The organism is Streptomyces sp. NPDC056479, assembly GCF_042795335.1.
In the GTDB taxonomy this organism is placed as follows: domain Bacteria; phylum Actinomycetota; class Actinomycetes; order Streptomycetales; family Streptomycetaceae; genus Streptomyces.
The window spans coordinates 24791-45833 of record NZ_JBHTRZ010000016.1 but is presented as its reverse complement, the minus strand read 5'-3'; the positions used below and the strand labels follow the sequence as shown (position 1 = coordinate 45833).

Genomic DNA, 21043 nt, shown 5'->3' with positions numbered 1-21043 from the left:
CAGCTCTTTGCCGTCGGCCTGCGCGGCGCGTCCGACGGCCGCGGGGGCCCCACCCGGTCGGCGGACCGGGCGGGGCTTCTGGAGCCGGCTTCAGAGTTCGAGGCGCAGCCCGGGGACGATCAGATCGGGATCGCCGCCGATGACGGACTTGTTGGCGGCGTAGAGCTGCCGCCAGGTGGTCCCGTGCCGGGCGGCGATGCCGCTCAGCGTGTCGCCCGCACGGACGGTGTAGTCACCACGGGACGAGTCGCGGGTCGTGTGCTCCGAGGAACGCTCCGGCGTCTGCGACGGAGTGGACGGAGCCGGGGCCGCCTTGGCGGTGGACGGAGCCGCCTTGACGGCGGGGGCCTTGGAACCGGTGGCGGGAGCGGCGGGTGCGCCGCCGTTCGCCCCGGCCCGGGCCGAACAGGTCGGCCACGCGCCCCATCCCTGGGCGCGCTGGACCTTGGTGGCCACAGCGATCTGCTGGGCCCTGGTGGCCTGGTCCGCCGTCGGCGCGTAGGCCGTACCGCCGTACGCGCGCCAGGTGGAGGCGGAGAACTGAAGTCCGCCGTAGTAGCCGTTGCCGGTGTTGATGTGCCAGTTGCCGCCGCTCTCGCACTGGGCGATGCGGTCCCACACTCCACTGTCCGCCGCTGCGGCGTTGCCGGTCGCGGCCAGCAGTCCGAGCGGGGCGAGCAGTGCCGCCCCGGCGAGGACCACCGTCGTACGGGTCTGGCTCCGGCTCGAAGCCTTCGCCGTCTTCCGAGCGTTGTCGTGAGTGTAATCGGCACATTCGGACATGTAGATCCCTCTCCAAGGACCCGGGGTCCCCCAAGGCGGAACGCGACTTGACACGCCATCGGGCGCCCAGATCGCGCTCGCCCCGTCCGCCGGAAGGTCGTTCTGCAAGCTGGCTGGTGCGGTCGGCGGACGTACCCGAGCGGTGCTCGTTGCACACGGCGGAGGAATGTAGGGACAGGGGCCGAGAGGTATCAACCAACTCCTTGTCATTCCAGGCCAGTTCGCCGTTACCGTCGGTATCGGCGATTTTCGGCCACCCACTTCATTCGCTGATTTCAGGATTTATCAGTCACAGGTCCTGACGATCTGTGATATACCCCACGCAACCAACTTCCTTGGGATTCCCACGACTTGACGGAGAGTGGGCGATTCCGCACGCGAGGTGACAGTGCGCGTCGGATGGTTCGATTCCGTTCGCCGTGGTGCGTGACTCCCGCCACAGATCGTCCGTTGTCTTCTTCATGAGCCCGGGACCCGCCCGGATCACGGGCCGGGAGCCACCCGGCCCCACCACGCACCACATCCCGAGGAGCCACCCGTGCCGCGCATGCTCGACGTCAGCGACGAGGTACGTGCCGAGATCGGCGACGAGGAAGCCGACCGGCTGCTCGCCGGAGACAACGCCCCCGGCAGTTACGACTGCACGTCCTGCCGCACCCCGGGCGACTCCGAACAGGAGCGCACCAGCACCGTCCTGTTCATCGGGGACGAGACCGCCGTCCTCGCCTTCGCCCACTCCACCTGTCTTCCCTCGCAGGTCGTCCAGGTCACCGAGGAGCAGCTGAAGGGCGCCGTGAAGTCCATCACCGGCGACACGGTCGACCTGGAGCCGGACAACATCGTGCCGGAGCAGGCCGTGCTCGGCGTGACCAGCGGACTGGTGCTGATCGCCGGGGAGTTGCACCCCGCCCTGGTCGTCGAGCCGACCGGGCCCATCGTGCGCCCCGGGGCGATCGGCGCCGGTGACGACTTCCTGCCGCTGCTCATCGAACAGGGGTTCATGCCGCGGACGGAGCTGGCCGATGTACCGCCGGTGCTGCACGGCTGGTCCGTGCTGCTGGCGATGGGCCAGCTGCACGCGGTTCTGCAGCCGGGCTCGAACGGCGGGCAGCCGGTCGCGTGGTGGCAGGCGCATCAACCGCTGCTGGTGACGGACGGGTGGCGGGCCGCGGCGAACAAGCACCAGCAGGTACTGATGTTCGCCGCACCGGTGGGTTCCATCGGACGCCAGCCCCGGGAGGACCTGCTGCGGGACGCGCTGGACAAGGCTGCGGCGAACGGCAAGTTGGTCGCCGCGGCGCTGCCGCTCGCGGGGACCTGACGGCGCCTGCTCCGCGGGGACTGCGCGTCGTGCGACGGCTGCGGGCGACGACTGCGGGTCAGGAACGGCCCCTCGCGCCCACGCCGCGGAGCCGCAGTTCAGGCAGCCCCGCGCCCCTTTGGGGCGTTACCCAGCCGCATCCCTTCCGGTGCCGGGTCGTTTGGACATACGTGCATGCATACGACGTTCCCCGCCATCAGGGCGGTCCCTCGCCCACGCCTATCTACGACGCGCTCTACGCCGAGTACGTCAAGTCCTTCCGTTCGCTGCCGGGTGATCGCAGCGGTGAGGAGGAGCTCGGGTTCGTCGCCTTCGGGAGCATCCAGCGCGGTACGGGCCCGTACGGCGGCCACCGTCCGGGGTCGTTCAGCAGCTCGTACAGCGCCTACAGCGCGGGGGCGCACAGCGCCCGCCACAACGGCTCTCAGCAGCCGCAGTGGCAGCGCGTCGGGCACATCGGCCCGCAGGGATCGGGCATGCACCATGTCCCCGCCGCGCTGCCACCGGCGCGCAGAGGCTGAACACCACGCGTGAGGGCGGCCCGTCATCGGGCCGCCCTCACGTCGTGCCTGCTACTTCCTCTTGCTGCTACTTCTTCTTGCTGCGCTTCTCGCGCACCCGCACCGAGATATGGATCGGCGTCCCCTCGAAGCCGAACTCCTCGCGCAGCCGGCGCTCGATGAAGCGCCGGTAGCCCGCCTCGATGAATCCGGACGCGAACAGCACGAACCGCGGGGGCTTGGTGCCCGCCTGGGTGCCGAACAGGATGCGCGGCTGCTTGCCTCCGCGGATCGGGTGCGGGTGGGAGGCGACCAGCTCGCCGAGGAACGCGTTCAGCCGGCCGGTCGGGACCCGGGTCTCCCAGCCCGCGAGGGCCGCCTCGATCGCCGGGACCAGCTTCTCCATGTGCCGCCCGGTGCGCGCCGAGACATTCACCCGGGGCGCCCACGCGACCTGGCCGAACTCGGTCTCGATCTCCCGCTCCAGGTAGTAGCGGCGCTCCTCGTCGAGGTTGTCCCACTTGTTGTAGGCGATCACCATCGCGCGGCCCGCCTCCACGGCCATGCTGACGATGCGCTGGTCCTGCACCGAGATGCTGTCGGCGGCGTCGATCAGGACGACGGCGACCTCGGCCTTCTCTACGGCGGCCGCGGTGCGCAGCGAGGCGTAGTAGTCGGCGCCCTGCTGGAGGTGGACGCGCTTGCGGATGCCCGCCGTGTCGACGAACTTCCAGGTCACGCCGCCCAGTTCGATGAGCTCGTCGACGGGGTCACGGGTGGTGCCGGCCATTTCGTTGACGACGACGCGTTCCTGACCGGCCACCTTGTTCAGCAGGGAGGACTTGCCGACGTTCGGGCGGCCGATCAGGGCGATACGGCGCGGTCCGCCGATGCCGCCCCCGCCGAAGGCCTCGCGCGGCGCCTCCGGCAGTGCCTCCAGGACGGCGTCCAGCATGTCGCCGGTGCCACGGCCGTGCAGGGCCGAGACCGGGTGCGGCTCGCCGAGGCCGAGGGACCACAGGTACGAGGCGTCCGCCTCGCCGCTGGGGCCGTCCACCTTGTTGGCGCACAGCACCACGGGCTTGCCGGCCTTGCGCAGCAGTCGTACGACGGCCTCGTCGGTGTCGGTCGCGCCGACCTTGGCGTCGACGACGAACACGACGGCGTCGGCGGCCTCGATCGCGAACTCGGCCTGCGCGGCCACGGAGGCGTCGATGCCGAAGACGTCCTGCTCCCAGCCGCCGGTGTCGACGACCTTGAAGCGGCGGCCCGCCCACTCGGCCTCGTAGGTCACGCGGTCACGGGTGACGCCGGGCTTGTCCTCGACGACGGCCTCGCGGCGGCGGATGATCCGGTTGACGAGAGTCGACTTGCCGACGTTCGGCCGCCCGACGACGGCGAGCACGGGCAGCGGGCCGTGGCCGGCCGCCTCGATGGCACCCTCGACGTCCTCGAGGTCGAAGCCCTCTTCCGCGGCGAGCTCCATGAACTCCGCGTACTCGGCATCGCCAAGCTCTCCGTGGTCGTGCTCTTCGCGCGAGCCCTCGGAGTGGATGTGGTCGTTCATGAAGTCCGTACCTCGTCGTTCATCGTGGTGATCGGTGGAACATCCGGGTTTCTCCCGGCTGATCCACTACTCAGTGTCGCCTAGCGGCCGGTCAGCCGCTTGGAGATTTCCAGGTGCTCGGTGAGCTGCTTCTGGATGTGCTCGGTCGCCTCGTCCAGCGCCGTGCGCGTACGCCGGCCGCTGCCGTCGCCCGCCTCGAAGGGGTCGCCGAAGACGACGTCGACGCGGTGTCGCAGCGGGGGCAGCGCCTTTATCAACCGTCCCGGCTTCTCGGAACTTCCCATCACGGCGACCGGGACGATCGGCGCGCCGCCGCGTACCGCGAAGTAGGCGAGCCCGGCCCGCAGCGAGGCGAAGTCGCCCTCGCCTCGGGTGCCCTCGGGGAATATCCCCAGCACACCGCCGTGCGACAGCACGTCGAGCGCCTGTGTGATGGCCGTGCGGTCGGCCGCGTGACGGTCCACCTTCAGCTGGCCGATGCGGGTCAGGAAGGGGTCGAGCGGGCCGACGAACGCTTCCTTCTTGATCAGGAAGTGCACGGGCCGGGGCGACACGCCCATCACCATCGGCCCGTCGATGTTGTGGCTGTGGTTCACGGCGTAGATGACCGGACCGGCCGCGGGCACCTTCCAGGCACCCAGGACCCGCGGGCGCCACAGCCCGTACATCAGGCCGACGCCGATGCGCCGCCCGACGTCGGCACCCCGCTCGGACGCATGGCTCACTTCGCTGCTCGCTTCTCCTCGACGAGGGTGACGACGCACTCGATGACCTGCTGCAGCGTGAGCGCGGTGGTGTCCACCTCGACCGCGTCGTCCGCCTTGGCGAGCGGCGAGGTCTTGCGGCTGGAGTCGGCCGCGTCGCGCTTGATCAGGGCCTCGCGGGTGGCGTTGACGTCGGCACCCTTCAGCTCACCGCTGCGACGGGCGGCGCGGGCCTCCGGCGAGGCGGTGAGGAAGATCTTCAGGTCGGCGTCGGGCAGCACGGTCGTACCGATGTCGCGGCCCTCGACGACGATGCCGTACTCGGCGGAGGTGGCCAGCGAGCGCTGCAGCTCGGTGATCCGCTCACGCACCTCCGGCACCGCGCTGACCGCGCTGACCTTGGAGGTGACCTCCTGAGTGCGGATCGGGGCGGACACGTCGGTGCCGTCGACGCTGATCGTCGGGTCGGCCGGGTCGGTGCCGGAGATGATGTCGGGCTTGCCGGCGACGGCGGCGATCGCGGTGGGGTCCTCGATGTCGATCCCGTTGCTCACCATCCACCAGGTGATCGCCCGGTACTGGGCGCCGGTGTCGAGGTAGCTCAGCCCGAGCTGCGCGGCGACGGCCTTCGACGTGCTCGACTTGCCCGTGCCGGAGGGGCCGTCGATGGCGACAATCACGGGCTTGGCGGCACCGTTTTCCACGGGAGGACACCTTCCTGGTGCGGTGTGTCGGGATGGGCGGGGCGCGAATGTGCCCCGCACAAGGTTACTGGGTGCGCGTCACTCGTCCGGCCGCCCGCTCCTCAGCGCCCTACTGCCGGATCGCCCAGCCCCGCTCCCGCAGCGACGCGGACAGAACCGGCGCCGCCTTGGGCTCCACCATCAGCTGGACCAGACCGGCCTGCTGTCCCGTCGCGTGCTCGATCCGCACGTCCTCGATGTTGACCCCGGCCCGGCCGGCGTCCGCGAAGATCCGCGCCAGCTGGCCGGGCTGGTCGTCGATGAGCACGGCGACGACCTCGTAGACCCGCGGGGCGGCCCCGTGCTTGCCGGGTACCCGCACCTGGCCGGCGTTGCCGCGCCGCAGCACGTCCTCGATCCCGGCCGTGCCCTCGACCCGCTTGGCCTCGTCGGACGACTGGAGCGCACGCAGCGCCCGCACCGTCTCCTCCAGATCGCCGGCGACGTCCGTGAGCAGGTCGGCGACCGGCCCCGGGTTCGCGGAGAGGATGTCGATCCACATCCCCGGATCCGAGGCGGCGATCCGGGTCACGTCCCGAATGCCCTGGCCGCACAGCCGTACGGCCGCCTCCTCGGCGCTCTGCAGGCGCGCGGCGACCATGCTGGACATCAGATGGGGCATGTGGGACACCAGGGCGACCGCGCGGTCGTGGGCGTCGGCGTCCATCACCACCGGCACGGCACGGCAGTGCGAGACCAGCTCCAGGGCGAGGTTCAGCACCTCGGTGTCCGTGTCGCGGGTGGGGGTGAGCACCCAGGGCCGGCCCTCGAAGAGGTCGCCGGTGGCGGCCAGCGGGCCGGACTTCTCGCGGCCCGACATGGGGTGCGTACCGATGTACGACGACAGGTCGAGCCCGAGCGCCTCCAGCTCACGGCGCGGCCCGCCCTTGACGCTGGCCACGTCGAGGTAGCCGCGGGCCACCCCCCGGCGCACGGCGTCGGCGAGCACCCCGGCCACATGCGCGGGCGGGGCGGCGACGATCGCGAGGTCGACGGGCCCGTCGGGGACCTCGTCGGTGCCGGCGCCGAGCGCGGCCGCCGTACGGGCCTGCCCGGGGTCGTGGTCGGCGAGGTGCACGACGACGCCACGCTGGGACAGGGCGAGCGCGGCGGACGTACCGATGAGGCCGGTGCCGATGACGAGTGCGGTTCTCACTGGGCGATGTCCTTGCGCAGGGCGGCCGCGGCACCGAGATAGACGTGCGCGATGTCGGCGCGGGGCCGGTCGGACTCGATGTGCGCGAGGACACGTACCACGCGCGGCATGGCGCCCGCGATGTCGAGTTCCTGGGCGCAGATCAGCGGTACGTCGACGATGCCGAGCTTGCGGGCCGCGGCCGCCGGGAAGTCGCTGTGCAGATCGGGCGTGGCCGTGAACCAGATGCTGATCAGGTCGTCCGCGGTGAGGTCGTTGCGCTCCAGGATCGCGGTGAGCAGGGCTACGACCTGCTCGTCCATGTGGCCGGCTTCGTCCCGCTCCAGTTGGACGGCCCCCCGGACCGCTCGTACCGCCACGGCGCTGCTCCTTGCTGATGTACGGATCGGCTCTTGGACGGTCCAGCCTAGTCAGCCGGTGTGCGGCGGACGCACGTCGCCCGCACGCTGAGACGGCCGGACCCCGCGCGGTCGGCTTCGGGCCCGCGCTGGGCTACCAGGCGTACGAAATGCACGTTTTCCCGCACTCTGTCCTGAGTTGCTTCTTCTTTGATGGTTTCAGTGCAAAGATGCTGTTGCTCCGCTCGGAGCGCATTCCCGGCTGGCTGGTGCCGATCGTCGGAGGGCCGGTTCTCACCGCTCTCACGATCATCTGGCTGACCTCCGCCCCCTGGTTCTTCCGCACTTTCGGAGTCACGACATGACCAATGGTCCGACGCGGCGCACGATCCTCATCGCCACGGGCGCGGCGGGCGCGGCGGCGCTCGTCGCGGGCTGCGGCGATTCCGACGGCGACGGCGACTCGACCTCGACCCCCGCCACCTCCCCCGGCAAGGACGGCCAGACCGGCGAGGAGGGCAAGGAGCTGGCCACCACGTCCGACATCCCGGTGGGCGGCGGCACGATCTTCAAGGACGAGAAGGTGGTGGTGACCCAGCCGCAGCAGGGCGAGTTCAAGGCCTTCTCCGCCATCTGCACGCATCAGCAGTGCACGGTCGGCAGTGTCTCGGACGGGACGATCAACTGCCCCTGTCACGGCAGCAAGTTCAACATCACGGACGGCGCGGTGGAGAACCCTCCGGCCACCCGGCCGCTGCCCGCGAAGCAGATCACCGTGGAGGGAAATTCGATCCGCCTGGTGTGATCGGCCGCGTACGCTCCGGGGCATGCACGCCGAGACCCTGGTACGCGACCACATGATCTACGCCTGTGTGATGGGCTCGCGCGCCTTCGGTCTGGCGACGGACGGCAGCGACACCGACCGCCGGGGCGTGTTCCTCGCCCCCACGCCCCTCTTCTGGCGCTTCGACAAGCCGCCGACGCATGTCGACGGCCCGCTTCCGGAGCAGTTCAGCTGGGAGCTGGAGCGCTTCTGCGAGCTGGCCCTGCGCGCCAACCCGAACATCCTGGAGTGCCTGCACTCCCCGCTCGTGGAGCACATCGACACCACCGGCCGCGAGCTGGTCGCCCTGCGCGAGGCGTTCCTGTCCCGCCGGGCCCACGAGACGTTCACCCGCTACGCGCTGGGCCAGCGCAAGAAGCTGGAGGCCGACATCCGCCTCCACGGCGCCCCGCGCTGGAAGCACGCGATGCACCTCCTGCGCCTCCTCGCGAGCGCCCGGGACCTGCTGCGCACCGGTCGCCTGACCATCGACGTGGGCGACCGGCGCGAGTCGCTGCTGGAGGTCAAGCGGGGCGAGGTGCCGTGGCCGGAGGTGGAGTCCTGGATGACCCGTCTGGCGAGCGAGGCGGAGGAGGCCGTCGACCGCGGCCCGCTTCCCGCCGAGCCGGACCGCCGCCGGGTCGAGGACTTCCTGATCCGGGTCCGCCGCGCCTCAGCTCTCCAGCCGGATCCGTACGACGAAGGCGTGCAGGGCGTCATGGACGGCCGGGGCGTCGGGCAGCGCTGAGGCCGCCTGCGCCTCGTCCAGCACGGCGTGCAGCCGCTCCACGTCCGCCGCCACGCGCGCGTGCCCGACGTCGGCGTCCCCGTGCTCCCGCTCCGCCTTCGCCGCGATCAGCTCCGGCAGATAGCGCGGGGCGTCGACCTCCCCGATCAACGTCGGCAGATGCGGCTGCACCTCACCGCTGCGCATGAGGTGGATGCCGGTGAGCAGGACCCGGAAGGTGTAGAGCAGCGGCTTGAGCTCCCCGGTCTTCTCGAACAGCCGCCACTGCGTGGTCGCGAACCCCCGGTAGTGGTGGGCGTGGTGAGCGGTGAGCACGCCGGGCGCCAGCTCGGCCAGCTCCCGGTGCGCGTCCGTGGTGTGCACGACGAGCGGCGACAGCAGCTGCTCCAGCACATAGCCGTTGCGGCGCAGCATCAGCCGTACGAACTTGCGCAGGTCGTGCGTGACCAGGTCCATCTCGACGCCGTCCCGTACCCACATCCGCGACCGGGTCTCCTGCGGCTCCCGCAGCCCGACGAGGTCGGCGGCCGGCAGCAGGTGGACGCCGCGCAGGTCCACGTCCGAGTCCCGCGACGGGAAGCCGTACAGGTGCGCGCCGGAGACGGTCGCGAACAGAACCGGGTCGGGCTGCTCGGCGACGACGGGCGCGAGGTCGATGTCCAGGGCGTCGATCATCGGTCAAGCGTCCCAGAGCGCTCCGAGCGTCAGCAGGTCCCCCCGGTACTCGATGCGGTCCGCCCACTCGGTCGGCCAGGCGTCCGCGCCCAGGTACGCGCCCGCGAACGCCCCGGTCAGACAGGCGATCGAGTCCGAGTCGCCGGCCGTGCAGGCGGCCCGCCGCAGGGCCGTCAGCGGCTCGTCGACGAACCACAGGAAGCACAGCAGCCCGGTCGCCATCGCCTCTTCCGCGATCCAGCCCTCGCCCGTCGACAGGCAGGGGTCGGTCTCGGGCGAGACGGCGCCCACGGCCTGCTGGAGGCGGTCCAGGATCTCCAGGCACTCGTCCCAGCCGCGCGCGATGAAGTGCTCGGCGGAAGGATCCTGGCTCCGGGTCCACAGATCGCCCAGCCAGCGCTCGTGGTAGCGGGTGCGGTTCTCATAGGCGTACGACCGCAGCAGCCCGACCAGTCCGGTCGGTTCGGCGCCCTGCGCAAGCAGCCGTACGGCGTGCGCGGTCAGGTCGGACGCGGCGAGTGCCGTCGGGTGCCCGTGGGTGAGCGCGGACTGCAACTGGGCGGCACCCGCGCGCTGTTCGTCGCTGAGGCCGGGGACGAGCCCGACCGGTGCGACGCGCATGTTGGCGCCGCAGCCCTTGGAGCCGATCTGACTCGCGTCCTGCCAGAGCCTGCTCTCGTCCTTCAGCAGATCGCAGGCGACCAGGCAGGTACGGCCCGGCGCGCGGTTGTTCTCCGGTGACCGGTACCAGTCCACGAACTCCTCGCGCACCGGCCGCTCCAGCCGCTTCGGTCCGAGCAGGCCCCGGTCCATCGCCGTCCGCAGTCCCTTCCCCAACGCCAGCGTCATCTGCGTGTCGTCGGTGACGATCGCCGGCGTCGGCAGTTCCATCTCGCGCCACGGGCCGCACTTGGCCAGGATCGACGGCACATCGTTGAACTCGGTCGGAAAGCCGAGCGCGTCGCCGAGGGCGATGCCGAGCAGGGAGCCGGTGGCGGCGCGCTTGCGGACGGTGGTCGTGGTCATGCGGGGCGTCCTTCCGGGGTGGGCCGCAGCAGGGGCGGGTGGAGGGCGGCGGCGGTGCCGGCGCGGTACAGCGCGGCCGGTTTGCCGCGGCCGCCGGTGAGCCGGGCGGCGCCGGGGGCGGGCTCGACGAAGCCCGGCGTGGCGAGCACCTTGCGGCGGAAGTTGGGCCGGTCGAGGGCGGTGCCCCATACCGTCTCGTAGACCTGCTGGAGCTCGCCGAGCGTGAACTCGGACGGGCAGAAGGCCGTGGCGAGACAGGTGTACTCGAGCTTGGCGCCGACGCGGTCATGGGCGTCGGCCAGGATCCGGTCGTGGTCGAAGGCGAGCGGGCCCGCCTTGTCGTACGGCACCCAGCGCGCCTGCGCGGCGTCGCTGCCGCCGTGCGGTTCGGGCGGGTGGGGCAGCAGCGCGGTGAAGGCGACCGTCACGACCCGCATCCGGGGGTCGCGGTCGGGCTCGCTGTAGGTCCGCAACTGCTCCAGGTGCAGCCCTGACACGTCCGACAGGCCGGTCTCCTCGGCGAGTTCGCGCCGGGCGGCCGTCTCCGCCGACTCGTCGGGCTGCACGAAGCCGCCGGGCAGCGCCCAGTGCCCCTGGTACGGCTGCTGTCCGCGCTCGACGAGCAGGACGTGCAGGACGCCGTCGAGGATCGTGAGGACGGCGAGGTCGGCGGTGACGGCGAAGGGTTCATGGGCGTACTTGTCGTAGTCCACGCGAACCCACCCCCTTAATAGTCAGTACGACTATAAAGAGGGCGAGCGGTCACCGCAACCCCCTGCCTACGTACGACCGCGGGAGGGCGCGTACGCCGCCACCGCAGCCCCCACGGCCGCCGCGCCCGCGCTCACCCACAGCGCCGCGCCGGCTCCGTCGATGAATGCCTCCGGCGAGCCGTAGCCGCCGTACGTCGTGAACACGGCCGCGGCGACGGCCACCCCGAAGACCCCGCCCAGTTCGCGCAGCGCGTTGTTGACGCCGGCCGCGACGCCCGCGTCGCCCAGCGGTACGGACGAGGTCACGGCGTTGGCCACGCTCGGGAACACCATGGAGATGCCGACGCCCGCGACGATCAGCGGGACGATGAGCCGGCCGTATCCGACGCCGGGTTCGAGCTGCCAGGCCAGCAGGGCGAGACCCGTCGCCTGGAGCACCAGGCCGCCCAGCATGAACGGCCGGTTGCCGAACCGGTCGGCGAGCGCCCCGGCGATCGGAGCGACCAGCAGTGGCGTCGCGTTCCAGACCAGGATCCGCACGCCCGCCTCCAGCGGGGAGTAGCCGAGGCCGAGCTGGAAGAGCTGCGTGATCATGAACAGGGCGCCGAGCAGGGAGGCGAACAGGAGGAAGGCGCAGGCGTTGGCGGTCGAGAAGCCGCGCCGCCGGAAGTGGGACAGCGGCAGCATCGGGTGGCGGGCACCGTTGCGCTCCCAGCCCAGGAAGGCCGCGACGAACGCGATCCCGACCGCCAGCGCGGTCAGCACCTCGGCGCTTGCCCACCCGGCCTCGGGCGCCCGCACCGGCGCCCAGGCCAGACCCGTCAGGCCCACGGCCGCCAACACCAGCCCGACGAGGTCGAGTTGGGGGCGGGTGCCGTAGCTCTCGTGCAGCTTGCGGGCGGCGAGGGGGATCATGGCGAGCCCGATGGGCACGTTCAGCCAGAAGATCCACTGCCAGGACAGCCCTTCGGTGACGGCGCCGCCCAGCACCGGCCCGGCGGCCACGCCGAGTCCGGTGACCCCGCCCCACATCCCGATGGCGACGCCCCGCTTCTCGGCCGGGAACGCCTCGCTGATCAGGGTCAGCGTGAGCGGCAGCAGTACGGCGGCCCCGGCGCCCTGGATCACCCGCGCGCCGATGAGCTGTCCCGGGCCCTGGGCGAGGGCGGCGGCGGCCGAGGCGAGCGTGAAGACGGCGAGGCCCACGACGTACATCCGCCGCCGTCCGAACCGGTCGCCGAGCGCGGCGCCGGTCAGGGTGAGACAGGCGAAGACGAGGTTGTAGGCGTTGATCGTCCACTCGAGCTCGGACAGGCTCGCCCCGAAGTCGGCCCGGAGTGCCGGAAGCGCGGTGGCGACGACCACGACGTCGAGGGAGCACAGCAGCGCGCCGAGCCCGGCCAGGGCGACGGTCCACCCGCGGCGTGTCGGCGCCTGTTCGGGTGGTGGTGTGCGGAGGGGGGCCTTCAGGGTCTCGGTCATGACGATGCCTTCCGTGAGATCACGACGGGTCACTCACGGAAGGCAGACCGGGCTCACTCCGGAAAGGAATCGCGCCGGCCCAGGAAGGCCAGCAGCCGGACGTCGGCACGCGCGCGTGGCGGCACGAGGACCGGTGTGCCGAACCGCACCCCGCGGTCCTCGTCGGCGACCACACAGCGGGCGACGCTCAGCAGCTCGGCCGCGAGCGCGGCCGGGATGGGCCGGGGCCGGCCGCAGGCCTGGGCGACATCCCATCCGTGCACGGCGATCTCCACCGCCCCCACGGCTCCCATCACCCGAACGTCCAGCGGCCGTTCGCCCACGGACACCGACCGAGGCGGCCCGGCGGCCCAGGCGCCGAGCAGCGCGCACGCGCGCGTGCGGAAGCCACAGGCCCGGTCGGCACGCGGGAGCAACCCGATCCGCCCGCCCGTCAGCCCCTCGTACAGCGCGTCCAGCGAGTCGTCGAGATGCGCGAGCAGCTCCCCGAGGTCCCACTCGGCGCAGGGCGTCCGCCGGCCCATGCTCGCGGCCCGGACCTCGGCGACGCTGCCCAGCGCATAGGCGAGCGAACGCTCCAGCAGTTCCCCGGAGTTCACGGCAACTCCTTCGGCAGCCCGAACCGGCCCAGCACGTCCGGATCGAGGAAGGCGGTGATCCGGGCCACCGAGCCCGCCGCCACGGTCAGCACCTGCAGGGAGTGCCCGCGGAAGACCCCGTCCGCCCCGCGTACGTACATCGCGACGGCCGGCTGCCCGTTCGCGCGCGTGCGCAGCATCCGCAGGGTGCCCTTCTCGTGCACCCGCGCGTGCAGGAACCGCAGCACGTCCTTCTTGCCGCTGTACCACTCCAGGTAGGGCGGCATCTCCAGCTCGACGCCGTCCTGGAGGAGGCCGATCAGCGCGTCCAGGTCGGCGTTCTCGAACGCGGCGACGTACCGGTCGAGCACCTCACGGTCGGCGGCACCCGCCGGCTCCTCGACGAGGTCCTCGTCCGGCGCCACCTCGTCGAGGCGGGCACGCGCGCGTTGCAGGCTGCTTTTCACGGCCGCCGTGGAGGTGCCGAGCAGCGCGGCCACCTCCGGCGCCCGCCACGCCAGCACGTCCCGCAGGATCAGCACGGCACGCTGTCGCGCGGACAGCTGCTGGAGGGCCGCGACCAGCGCGAGGCGCAGACTCCCCCGGGCGGCGACGACGCTCGCCGGGTCGACCAGTGCGTCTGGCAGCGGCTGGAGCCACGGGACGTCGCCCGCAGAGGCCCTCAGCGGCTCCTCAGGCGCCTCTGCGGGCCCGCCGAGCCCCGAGGGCAGCGGACGGCGCGCACGGCCCTCCAGCGCCGTCAGACACGTGTTGGTGGCGATCCGGTGCAGCCAGGTCCGCAGGGACGCCCGGCCCTCGTACCCGTCGTAGGACCGCCAGGCCCGCAGATACGTCTCCTGCACCAGATCCTCGGCCTCGTCGACCGACCCCAGCATCCGGTAGCAGTGCGCGAGCAGCTCGCGCCGGTACGGATCGGTCAGCCGTACGAACTCGTCGCGGTCCACAGTGGTCGCACTCATCCCCGCTCCCTCCGTCAGCAGTACAGACCGGCGGAGCGGCGAAAACGAATCGGCCGGCCCCGGAGCAATCCAGGACCGGCCGGCGCAGGAGGCGACCTACAGATCGACGACCTACAGATCGACTTCCTTCATCAGCATCCCGACCTCGGTGTTCGACAGCCGTCGCAGCCAGCCCGACTTCTGGTCGCCGAGCGTGATCGGACCGAAGGCGACCCGCACCAGCTTGTCGACCGGGAAGCCCGCCTCGGCGAGCATGCGGCGGACGATGTGCTTGCGGCCCTCGTGGAGGGTCACCTCGACCAGGTAGTTCTTGCCGGTCTGCTCGACGACCCGGAAGTGGTCCGCGCGCGCGTAGCCGTCCTCCAGCTGGATGCCGTCCTTGAGCTGCTTGCCCAGGTCCCGCGGGATCGGGCCGACGATGTGCGCGAGGTAGACCTTCTTCACGCCGTACTTGGGGTGGGTCAGCCGGTGCGCCAGCTCGCCGTGGTTGGTGAGCAGGATGACGCCCTCGGTCTCGGTGTCGAGCCGGCCGACGTGGAAGAGCCGGGTCTCACGGTTGGTGACGTAGTCCCCGAGGCACTGGCGGCCCTCGGTGTCCTCCATGGTGGACACCACGCCCGCCGGCTTGTTGAGCGAGAAGAACTGGTACGACTGCGTCGCGACCGTCAGGCCGTCGACCCTGACCTCGTCCTTCTCCGGGTCGACGCGCTTGCCCTGCTCCAGGACGATCTCGCCGTTGACCTCGACCCGCGCCTGCTCGATCAGCTCCTCGCACGCCCGCCGGGAGCCGTAGCCCGCCCGCGCGAGGACCTTCTGCAGCCGCTCGCCCTCCTGCTCGGCGCCCGGGAAGGTCTTGGGCAGCTTGACGTCCTTCTTGCCCGCGTACCGCTCCCGGTTGCGCTCCTCGGCCCGCGCGTCGTACTCGCGGGAGCTCGCCGGAGCCGTGCGGCCGCGCCCGGTGCCCTGGCCCTGCTTGGGGCCGCCCTTGGCGCCGCCCCGCGCCGAGGCGCCGCGCCCCGACTTCGGGCCGTCCTGGGTGCCGCCGGGGCCCACGTCGTAGCGCCGCTCCTCCGGGCGCGGCCTCTTCGGCCGGCCGCCCTGCTTGTCGTCGCGGTTGTTACCGGCGCCACGGTAGTTACCGCGGCCCCCGCTGCTTCCGCCGCGGCCGCCGCTGTTGCCACCACGGCTCCCGCCGTTGTTTCCGCTGCTGTTCCTGCCGCTGCTGCTTCGCATCAAAATTCCGTCTGGTCGTCTGCGTCGTCGATGCCCCGTGGTACCGGGGCGCCCGGACCGTCATCGGGAGCGTCCGGGTCGAACGACGGAACCCCTTCCTGGGTCTCGGCCTCGATCGCCTCCGCCTCCGGGAGGAAGGGCGCGAGCTCCGGGAGCTCGTCCAGACCGCGCAGGCCCATCCGCTCCAGGAAGTAGTTCGTCGTCCTGTACAGGATCGCACCTGTTTCGGGTTCCGTGCCCGCCTCCTCGATGAGCCCGCGCTGGAGGAGGGTGCGCATGACGCCGTCGCAGTTCACTCCGCGCACGGCGGAGACCCGGCTGCGGCTGACCGGCTGGCGGTACGCGACCACGGCCAGCGTCTCCAGGGCGGCCTGGGTGAGGCGGGCGGTCTGGCCGTCCAGGACGAGGCGCTCCACGGCGGCCGCGTACTCGGGGCGGGTGTAGAAACGCCAGCCGCCCGCGACGAACCGCAGCTCGAAGCCGCGCCCCTGCATGACGTAGTCGTCGGCCAGCTCCCGCAGGGCAGCGGCGATCTGCCGGCGCGGCCGCTCCAGGAGCTTGGCGAGGTGCGCCTCGGTCGCCGGCTCGTCCACGACCATGAGCATCGCCTCCAGGGCGGGCTTGAGGTCGAGGTCCGCGACGCCGCGCAGCCCGGCCGGAAGCTCGGTGGTCTCCTCACTCACGTCTTCTTCTCCTCCTTGGGCGGCTCGGGCGGCCGGTCGAACTCGTCGGTCACCGTCGGCGTCTCGTCCCCGTCCCCGCCGGTCCAGCGCACGAGCAGCTCCCCGAGCGCGGTCTCCTGGTCGAGGGCCACGGCCTTCTCCCGGTACAGCTCCAGCAGTGCCAGGAAGCGCGCCACGACGGTGAGTGTGTCGTCGGTGTCCTCGATGAGGGAGCGGAAGCTGGCCTCGCCGAGTTCCCTCAGCCGCGCGACGACGATCCCGGCCTGCTCCTGCACGCTCACCAGCGGCGCGTGGATGTGATCGACGTAGACCTGCGGTTTGGGTTTGGGCTGCATCGCCTTGACCGCGAGCTTGGCGAATCCTTCCGCCCCGATGCTGATGACGACCTCGGGCAGCAGATCGGCGTGGTGCGGTTCGAGCCCGACGGTCCGCGGATAGCGCCGGGCCTCGTCGTCGAGCCGCCGGCTGAAGATGTCGGCGATCTGCTTGTACGCCCGGTACTGCAGCAACCGCGCGAACAGCAGGTCCCGCGCCTCCAGCAACGCGAGGTCGGCCTCGTCCTCCACCTCGGCGGAGGGCAGCAGCCGGGCCGCCTTGAGGTCGAGCAGGGTCGCCGCGACCACCAGGAACTCGGTCGTCTCGTCGAGATCCCAGTCCGGCCCCATCGCCCGGATGTGCGCCATGAACTCGTCGGTCACCTTGGACAGGGCGACCTCGGTGACGTCGAGCTTGTGCTTGGAGATCAGCTGGAGGAGCAGATCGAAGGGACCCTCGAAGTTGGAGAGACGAACCTTGAAGACACCGTCGCCGGGTCCTTCGGCCACGGATACGCCGGGCGCGGGCTCGGCGGCGAGGGCTTCGGGTACCGGATCCGGTGCGAGGGCAGCGACTTCGAGCGCCGGGTCGGGCTCGGTGACGAGGACATGGGCTGCCGGCTCGGACTCGGCGACGGGGGCTTCGACCGCCGGATCCGGTGCGGGGGCAGCCACTTCGAGCGCCGGGTCGGGCTCGGTGACGACGACATGGCCTCCCGGCCCGGGCTCGTGACCGGGGACCTTGAAGTCTGGATCCGGCTCGGCCACAGGGAGTTCGGGTACCGGGGCAGGCCTAGCCGCGGGGACCTCATGTGCCGGGGCAGGCCTAGCGGCGGGGACCTCATGTGCCGGGACGAGCTCGCTCGCGGCGGCTTCGGGAGCCGGGGCCAGCCCGGCCGCCCGGACCTCGCGCGCCCGCTCAAGCTCGCCCGCAGGGGCTCCAGGCGCCGTAGCAGGCTGAGCCGCGTGGAGCTCGCCAGCCGGCTCAAGCTCGGCTGCGGGAGTTTCAGGAGCCGGGGCCAGCCCGGCCGTCCGGACCTCATGCACCGGCTCAGGCTCCCCCGCGAGTCCCTCATGGGCCCGCTCAAGCTCGGCCGCAGGTGCTTGGGGAACCCTCTCGGCCTCGGGGACCTGGTACATCGGCTCAAGCCCGGCCGCATGGACCTCGTATGCCGGCTCGGCCTCGGCCGCACGCACCTCGCGGCCCGGCTCAGGCCCGATGTCCCCATGTTCCGGCTCCGAGGCGGCGATCTCCCGCTCCACCGGATCCGGAGCCGCCGCAGGAACCGGCGCGGCGCCCGGACCGCGTCCCAGCGCACGCCGACGGCCGCCGGAGGCACCGGCGCGGGGGGCTGGAACGTCGTTCGAGGTCATAGCCCCCGCAGGCTACCGTTACCGCCCGCGAAGCCGTCGTACCAGGATGCTGGCGTCTCCGCGGCTCTCCAGATCCGCGAGGACCACGGCCACCGCCTCGCGGACGATCCGCCCGCGGTCGACGGCCAGCCCGTGTTCACCGCGGAGCACCAGACGGGCGTGCTCCAGGTCCATGAGCTCCTCGGCGGAGACGTACACGGTGATCTTCTCGTCGTGCCGTTCGCGACCGCTGGGCCGGCGCGAGGGCGACCGTCCGCGCTTGCGCGGCGCTGCGGCGGCAGCGTCCGCACCGGCGGCAGAACCTTCCTGCGCCCCCTGACGTCGCGAGGAGCGCTCCGCGGCAGCGGACCGGCTGCGCGACTCGCCCGCGTCGGCGGACTCGGCGTCGGCCGCCACATGCTCCGCGCCGTCGCCGTCACCGCCCTGCGCAGGCACCGACTGCGGCGCGTCCTCCGCGGCTGCGGCCGCGTCGCTCTCTCCCGCGGGAGCCGGCACCCGGGCCTCGCCGTTGACCGGGCGCCGGGGAGTGGACGGCTGGAGCGCCGTACCCCCTGTCGTGCGGAACAGTTCGTCGGCCCCCGGCAGACTCACTCGGCGTGACACCGGGCGAGCACCTCCCTGGCGAGCTGGCGATAGGCGGCGGCACCGACGGAGTTGGAGGCGTAGGTGGTGATCGGCTCACCGGCGACCGTGGTCTCCGGGAAGCGGACCGTGCGCCCGATGACCGTGTGGTAGACGTGGTCGTCGAACGCCTCGACCACACGGGCCAGGACCTCACGGCTGTGGACCGTACGCGAGTCGTACATCGTGGCCAGGATCCCGTCGAGCTCCAGCTCCGGGTTGAGCCGCTCCTGGACCTTCTCGATGGTCTCGGTCAGCAGCGCCACACCACGCAGCGCGAAGAACTCGCACTCCAGCGGCACGATCACCTTGTGCGCGGCCGTCAGCGCGTTGACCGTGAGCAGGCCGAGCGAGGGCTGACAGTCGATCACGATGAAGTCGTAGTCGGGCAGCAGCGGCTTCAGGGCGCGCTGCAGCGTCGACTCGCGCGCGACCTCGCTCACCAACTGGACCTCGGCGGCGGACAGGTCGATGTTGCTCGGGAGCAGGTCCATGTTGGGGACCGCTGTCTTCAGGAGCACCTCGTCGGCCGACATGCCCCGCTCCATGAGCAGGTTGTAGACGGTGAGGTCGAGCTCCATCGGGTTGACGCCGAGACCGACCGAGAGCGCGCCCTGGGGGTCGAAGTCGACGAGCAGGACCCGGCGCCCGTATTCCGCGAGCGCGGCACCCAGGTTGATGGTCGACGTCGTCTTGCCGACGCCGCCCTTCTGGTTGCACATCGCGATGATCTTCGCGGGGCCGTGGTCGGTCAGCGGACCCGGGATCGGGAAGTACGGCAGCGGGCGCCCGGTCGGGCCGATGCGCTCACGGCGCTGCCGGGCAGCGTCGGGCGCGAGCGTGGCCGCGTACTCGGGGTCGGGCTCGTACTCCGCGTCGGGGTCGTAGAAGTGCCCGTCGGGCAGTTCGTCGTAGGCGGCGAGTTGGTTGTGGGGCGCGCCACTTCCGTCGCCGGCCATGGCGTTCACGTGATGGCCATCCATGCTCTGGTGTGCTGTCTGAGTCACCCCGGTGATCTGGTGACCCTGATGGGCTGCGAAGGTGCGCACCGCGACGGAGCCGACAGCCTCGAATCCCGCGGGACCCTGGCCCCGTACCGGCATTCCTGGTTGACCACCCCCGGGAGAAAATGTCGACTCATTCACAAGTCGTCTTACCTCCTTGGTGACCAGGAAACTTCTAGACAGGTCAGCGTTGCACCATGCTGACGGTTGGCGACTCTATGGCGTGTCGGTGGTCCGCAGCAACACAATCCGCCGGACCGAGCAGATGTGTCGACAATGAAACATCCCGCTGTCAAGGGCGTACGGCCGTCGCACAGCAGGTTTCAGGGGTGTGCGAATCGGTCGAAGGGTTGCGTTCGAGGCGAGTTGGCCGAGAGTCGCAAAGTGACCATACACACATCCGGCCGGACCTTTTCGGGCAAGGTCCGGCCGGGTGCGTACGGTTGACGACTCGTGTTGACGTATCGCCTTTACCAGAAAGTGACTTAGTCGAGCGGCTCAGCCGAGCAGCGCCGCGAGCTCCACGTGCTCCAGGCCGTGCGCCTCCGCGACCTCCCGGTAAACCACCTTGCCGTCATGCGTGTTGAGGCCCTTGGCCAGCGCGGCGTCACGGCGCAGCGCCTCGGCCCAGCCCTTGTTCGCGAGCTCGACGATGTACGGCAGCGTGGCGTTGGTGAGCGCGTAGGTCGAGGTGTTGGGCACCGCGCCGGGCATGTTGGCGACGCAGTAGAAGACCGAGTTGTGGACCGGGAAGGTCGGCTCGGCGTGGGTCGTCGGACGGGAGTCCTCGAAGCAGCCGCCCTGGTCGATCGCGATGTCGACAAGGACACTCCCCGGCTTCATCCGGGAGACCAGCTCGTTGGTGACCAGCTTCGGGGCCTTGGCGCCCGGGATGAGCACGGCACCGATGACGAGGTCGGCCTCCAGGCAGGCCTTCGTCAGCTCCAGGGTGTTGGAGACGACGGTCTGGATCTTCGTGCCGAAGATCTTGTCCGCCTCCTTGAGCTTGTTGATGTCCTTGTCGAGCAGGGTCACGTGGAAGCCCATGCCGATGGCGATCTGCGCGGCGTTCCAGCCGGAGACGCCGCCGCCGATGACCACGGCCCGGCCGGCGAGCACGCCGGGGACACCGCCGGGCAGCACGCCGCGCCCGCCGTTGGCGCGCATCAGGTGGTAGGCGCCGACCTGCGGGGCGAGGCGGCCCGCGACCTCGGACATGGGGGCCAGCAGCGGCAGGGCGCGGGAGGGCAGCTCGACCGTCTCGTAGGCGATCGCCGTGGTGCCGGACTCGATGAGCGCGTCCGTGCACTCCTTGGAGGCGGCCAGGTGCAGATAGGTGAAGAGCGTCTGGTCCTTGCGGAGGCGGTGGTACTCCTCGGCGATGGGCTCCTTGACCTTCAGCAGCAGGTCGGCCGTGGCCCACACCTCATCGGCGGTCTGCAGGATCTGGGCGCCTGCGGCGATGTACTCGCTGTCCGGGATCGACGAGCCGACACCGGCGTTCTGCTCGATGACGACCTGGTGGCCGTGGCGCACCAGCTCGAGCACGCCGGCGGGGGTGATGGCCACCCGGAACTCGTTGTTCTTGACCTCGCGGGGGATGCCGACCTTCACGTCGATCACGGTCCTTGGCTCAGAGGGTGTGGGTCATTACAAGACATACCCAGGCATGCAGGG

22 protein-coding genes and 1 pseudogene are annotated in these 21043 nt (G+C 71.3%); 5 read left to right on the top strand and 18 right to left on the bottom strand.

Going from position 1 to position 21043, the window contains the following annotated elements; translation table 11 throughout:
- Positions 1-90 precede the first annotated feature (90 nt).
- Entirely contained in the window at positions 91-783 is a 693-nt protein-coding gene (locus tag ACFQ6S_RS42450) for a transglycosylase family protein (RefSeq protein ID WP_383421594.1), read from the bottom strand.
- Between the two features lie 538 nt (positions 784-1321).
- Here ACFQ6S_RS42450 and ACFQ6S_RS42445 point away from each other — a divergent pair.
- On the top strand, positions 1322-2104 hold the full coding sequence (locus ACFQ6S_RS42445) for a hypothetical protein (RefSeq protein ID WP_383421591.1): 783 nt from the start codon (positions 1322-1324) through the stop codon (positions 2102-2104).
- 170 nt (positions 2105-2274) lie between these two features.
- A complete protein-coding gene (locus ACFQ6S_RS42440) occupies positions 2275-2625 on the top strand; it encodes a hypothetical protein (protein ID WP_383421590.1) in 351 nt (116 codons plus the stop codon).
- Positions 2626-2692: 67 nt separating this feature from the next.
- Here the strand turns inward: ACFQ6S_RS42440 and der are convergent, their stop codons facing one another.
- The 5 genes from der to aroH all read right to left on the bottom strand — a co-directional run bounded on the left by der (position 2693) and on the right by aroH (position 7133).
- Positions 2693-4171, bottom strand: a complete 1479-nt coding sequence (gene der / locus ACFQ6S_RS42435; protein ID WP_383421587.1) for a ribosome biogenesis GTPase Der — start codon at positions 4169-4171, stop codon at positions 2693-2695.
- 80 nt (positions 4172-4251) lie between these two features.
- The gene (locus ACFQ6S_RS42430; RefSeq protein ID WP_383421655.1) at positions 4252-4839 is read right to left on the bottom strand and encodes a lysophospholipid acyltransferase family protein; all 588 of its coding nucleotides are present in this window, start codon (positions 4837-4839) and stop codon (positions 4252-4254) included.
- Positions 4840-4892: 53 nt separating this feature from the next.
- Positions 4893-5579 carry a (d)CMP kinase gene (gene cmk / locus ACFQ6S_RS42425; RefSeq protein WP_383421584.1) on the bottom strand — a complete coding sequence of 229 codons (687 nt, stop codon included), beginning with the start codon at positions 5577-5579 and terminating at the stop codon, positions 4893-4895.
- A 109-nt stretch (positions 5580-5688) separates the two neighbouring features.
- Complete coding sequence (locus ACFQ6S_RS42420) at positions 5689-6774, bottom strand: prephenate dehydrogenase (protein WP_383421581.1); 1086 nt, start codon at positions 6772-6774, stop codon at positions 5689-5691.
- Positions 6771-7133, bottom strand: coding sequence for a chorismate mutase (gene aroH, locus ACFQ6S_RS42415; protein WP_383421578.1), 363 nt, complete (start codon positions 7131-7133; stop codon positions 6771-6773). Before aroH ends, ACFQ6S_RS42420 begins: the two co-directional genes overlap by 4 nt.
- A gap of 8 nt (positions 7134-7141) precedes the next feature.
- Between aroH and ACFQ6S_RS42410 the strand changes: the two are divergent.
- The 3 genes and pseudogenes from ACFQ6S_RS42410 to ACFQ6S_RS42400 all read left to right on the top strand — a co-directional run.
- A pseudogene (locus ACFQ6S_RS42410) lies at positions 7142-7477 on the top strand (DUF6529 family protein); the annotation flags it as partial.
- Positions 7474-7917 carry a Rieske (2Fe-2S) protein gene (locus tag ACFQ6S_RS42405; RefSeq protein ID WP_383421575.1) on the top strand — a complete coding sequence of 148 codons (444 nt, stop codon included), beginning with the start codon at positions 7474-7476 and terminating at the stop codon, positions 7915-7917. The pseudogene ACFQ6S_RS42410 and the gene ACFQ6S_RS42405, both read left to right, overlap by 4 nt.
- A gap of 22 nt (positions 7918-7939) precedes the next feature.
- On the top strand, positions 7940-8683 hold the full coding sequence (locus ACFQ6S_RS42400) for a DNA polymerase beta superfamily protein (RefSeq protein ID WP_383421572.1): 744 nt from the start codon (positions 7940-7942) through the stop codon (positions 8681-8683).
- Here ACFQ6S_RS42400 and ACFQ6S_RS42395 read toward each other — a convergent pair.
- From ACFQ6S_RS42395 to ald, 12 genes are all read right to left on the bottom strand, one after another.
- A complete protein-coding gene (locus ACFQ6S_RS42395; RefSeq protein WP_383421569.1) occupies positions 8609-9358 on the bottom strand; it encodes a DNA polymerase beta superfamily protein in 750 nt (249 codons plus the stop codon). The genes ACFQ6S_RS42400 and ACFQ6S_RS42395 overlap by 75 nt on opposite strands.
- Positions 9359-9361: 3 nt before the next feature.
- Positions 9362-10384, bottom strand: a complete 1023-nt coding sequence (locus ACFQ6S_RS42390) for an ADP-ribosylglycohydrolase family protein (protein ID WP_383421566.1) — start codon at positions 10382-10384, stop codon at positions 9362-9364.
- Positions 10381-11097, bottom strand: coding sequence for an NUDIX domain-containing protein (locus ACFQ6S_RS42385; RefSeq protein ID WP_383421563.1), 717 nt, complete (start codon positions 11095-11097; stop codon positions 10381-10383). Before ACFQ6S_RS42385 ends, ACFQ6S_RS42390 begins: the two co-directional genes overlap by 4 nt.
- Positions 11098-11163: 66 nt before the next feature.
- The gene (locus ACFQ6S_RS42380; protein WP_383421560.1) at positions 11164-12579 is read right to left on the bottom strand and encodes an MFS transporter; all 1416 of its coding nucleotides are present in this window, start codon (positions 12577-12579) and stop codon (positions 11164-11166) included.
- Between the two features lie 53 nt (positions 12580-12632).
- Positions 12633-13178 (bottom strand): TIGR03086 family metal-binding protein, encoded by a 546-nt coding sequence (locus ACFQ6S_RS42375; RefSeq protein WP_383421557.1) that lies wholly within the window; start codon positions 13176-13178, stop codon positions 12633-12635.
- The gene (locus tag ACFQ6S_RS42370) at positions 13175-14137 is read right to left on the bottom strand and encodes a sigma-70 family RNA polymerase sigma factor (protein WP_383421554.1); all 963 of its coding nucleotides are present in this window, start codon (positions 14135-14137) and stop codon (positions 13175-13177) included. The genes ACFQ6S_RS42375 and ACFQ6S_RS42370 overlap by 4 nt, the downstream gene beginning before the upstream one ends.
- A 111-nt stretch (positions 14138-14248) precedes the next feature.
- On the bottom strand, positions 14249-15370 hold the full coding sequence (locus tag ACFQ6S_RS42365; protein WP_383421551.1) for a pseudouridine synthase: 1122 nt from the start codon (positions 15368-15370) through the stop codon (positions 14249-14251).
- Positions 15370-16053: an SMC-Scp complex subunit ScpB gene (gene scpB, locus ACFQ6S_RS42360; RefSeq protein WP_383421548.1), complete on the bottom strand. Its 684-nt coding sequence runs from the start codon at positions 16051-16053 to the stop codon at positions 15370-15372. Before scpB ends, ACFQ6S_RS42365 begins: the two co-directional genes overlap by 1 nt.
- Positions 16050-17042 (bottom strand): segregation and condensation protein A, encoded by a 993-nt coding sequence (locus tag ACFQ6S_RS42355; protein ID WP_383421652.1) that lies wholly within the window; start codon positions 17040-17042, stop codon positions 16050-16052. The genes scpB and ACFQ6S_RS42355 overlap by 4 nt, the downstream gene beginning before the upstream one ends.
- A 717-nt stretch (positions 17043-17759) precedes the next feature.
- The gene (locus tag ACFQ6S_RS42350; protein WP_383421545.1) at positions 17760-18344 is read right to left on the bottom strand and encodes a hypothetical protein; all 585 of its coding nucleotides are present in this window, start codon (positions 18342-18344) and stop codon (positions 17760-17762) included.
- Positions 18329-19465, bottom strand: a complete 1137-nt coding sequence (locus ACFQ6S_RS42345) for a ParA family protein (protein WP_383421542.1) — start codon at positions 19463-19465, stop codon at positions 18329-18331. The genes ACFQ6S_RS42350 and ACFQ6S_RS42345 overlap by 16 nt, the downstream gene beginning before the upstream one ends.
- 399 nt (positions 19466-19864) lie before the next feature.
- The gene (ald, locus tag ACFQ6S_RS42340) at positions 19865-20989 is read right to left on the bottom strand and encodes an alanine dehydrogenase (RefSeq protein ID WP_383421538.1); all 1125 of its coding nucleotides are present in this window, start codon (positions 20987-20989) and stop codon (positions 19865-19867) included.
- Positions 20990-21043 lie beyond the last annotated feature (54 nt).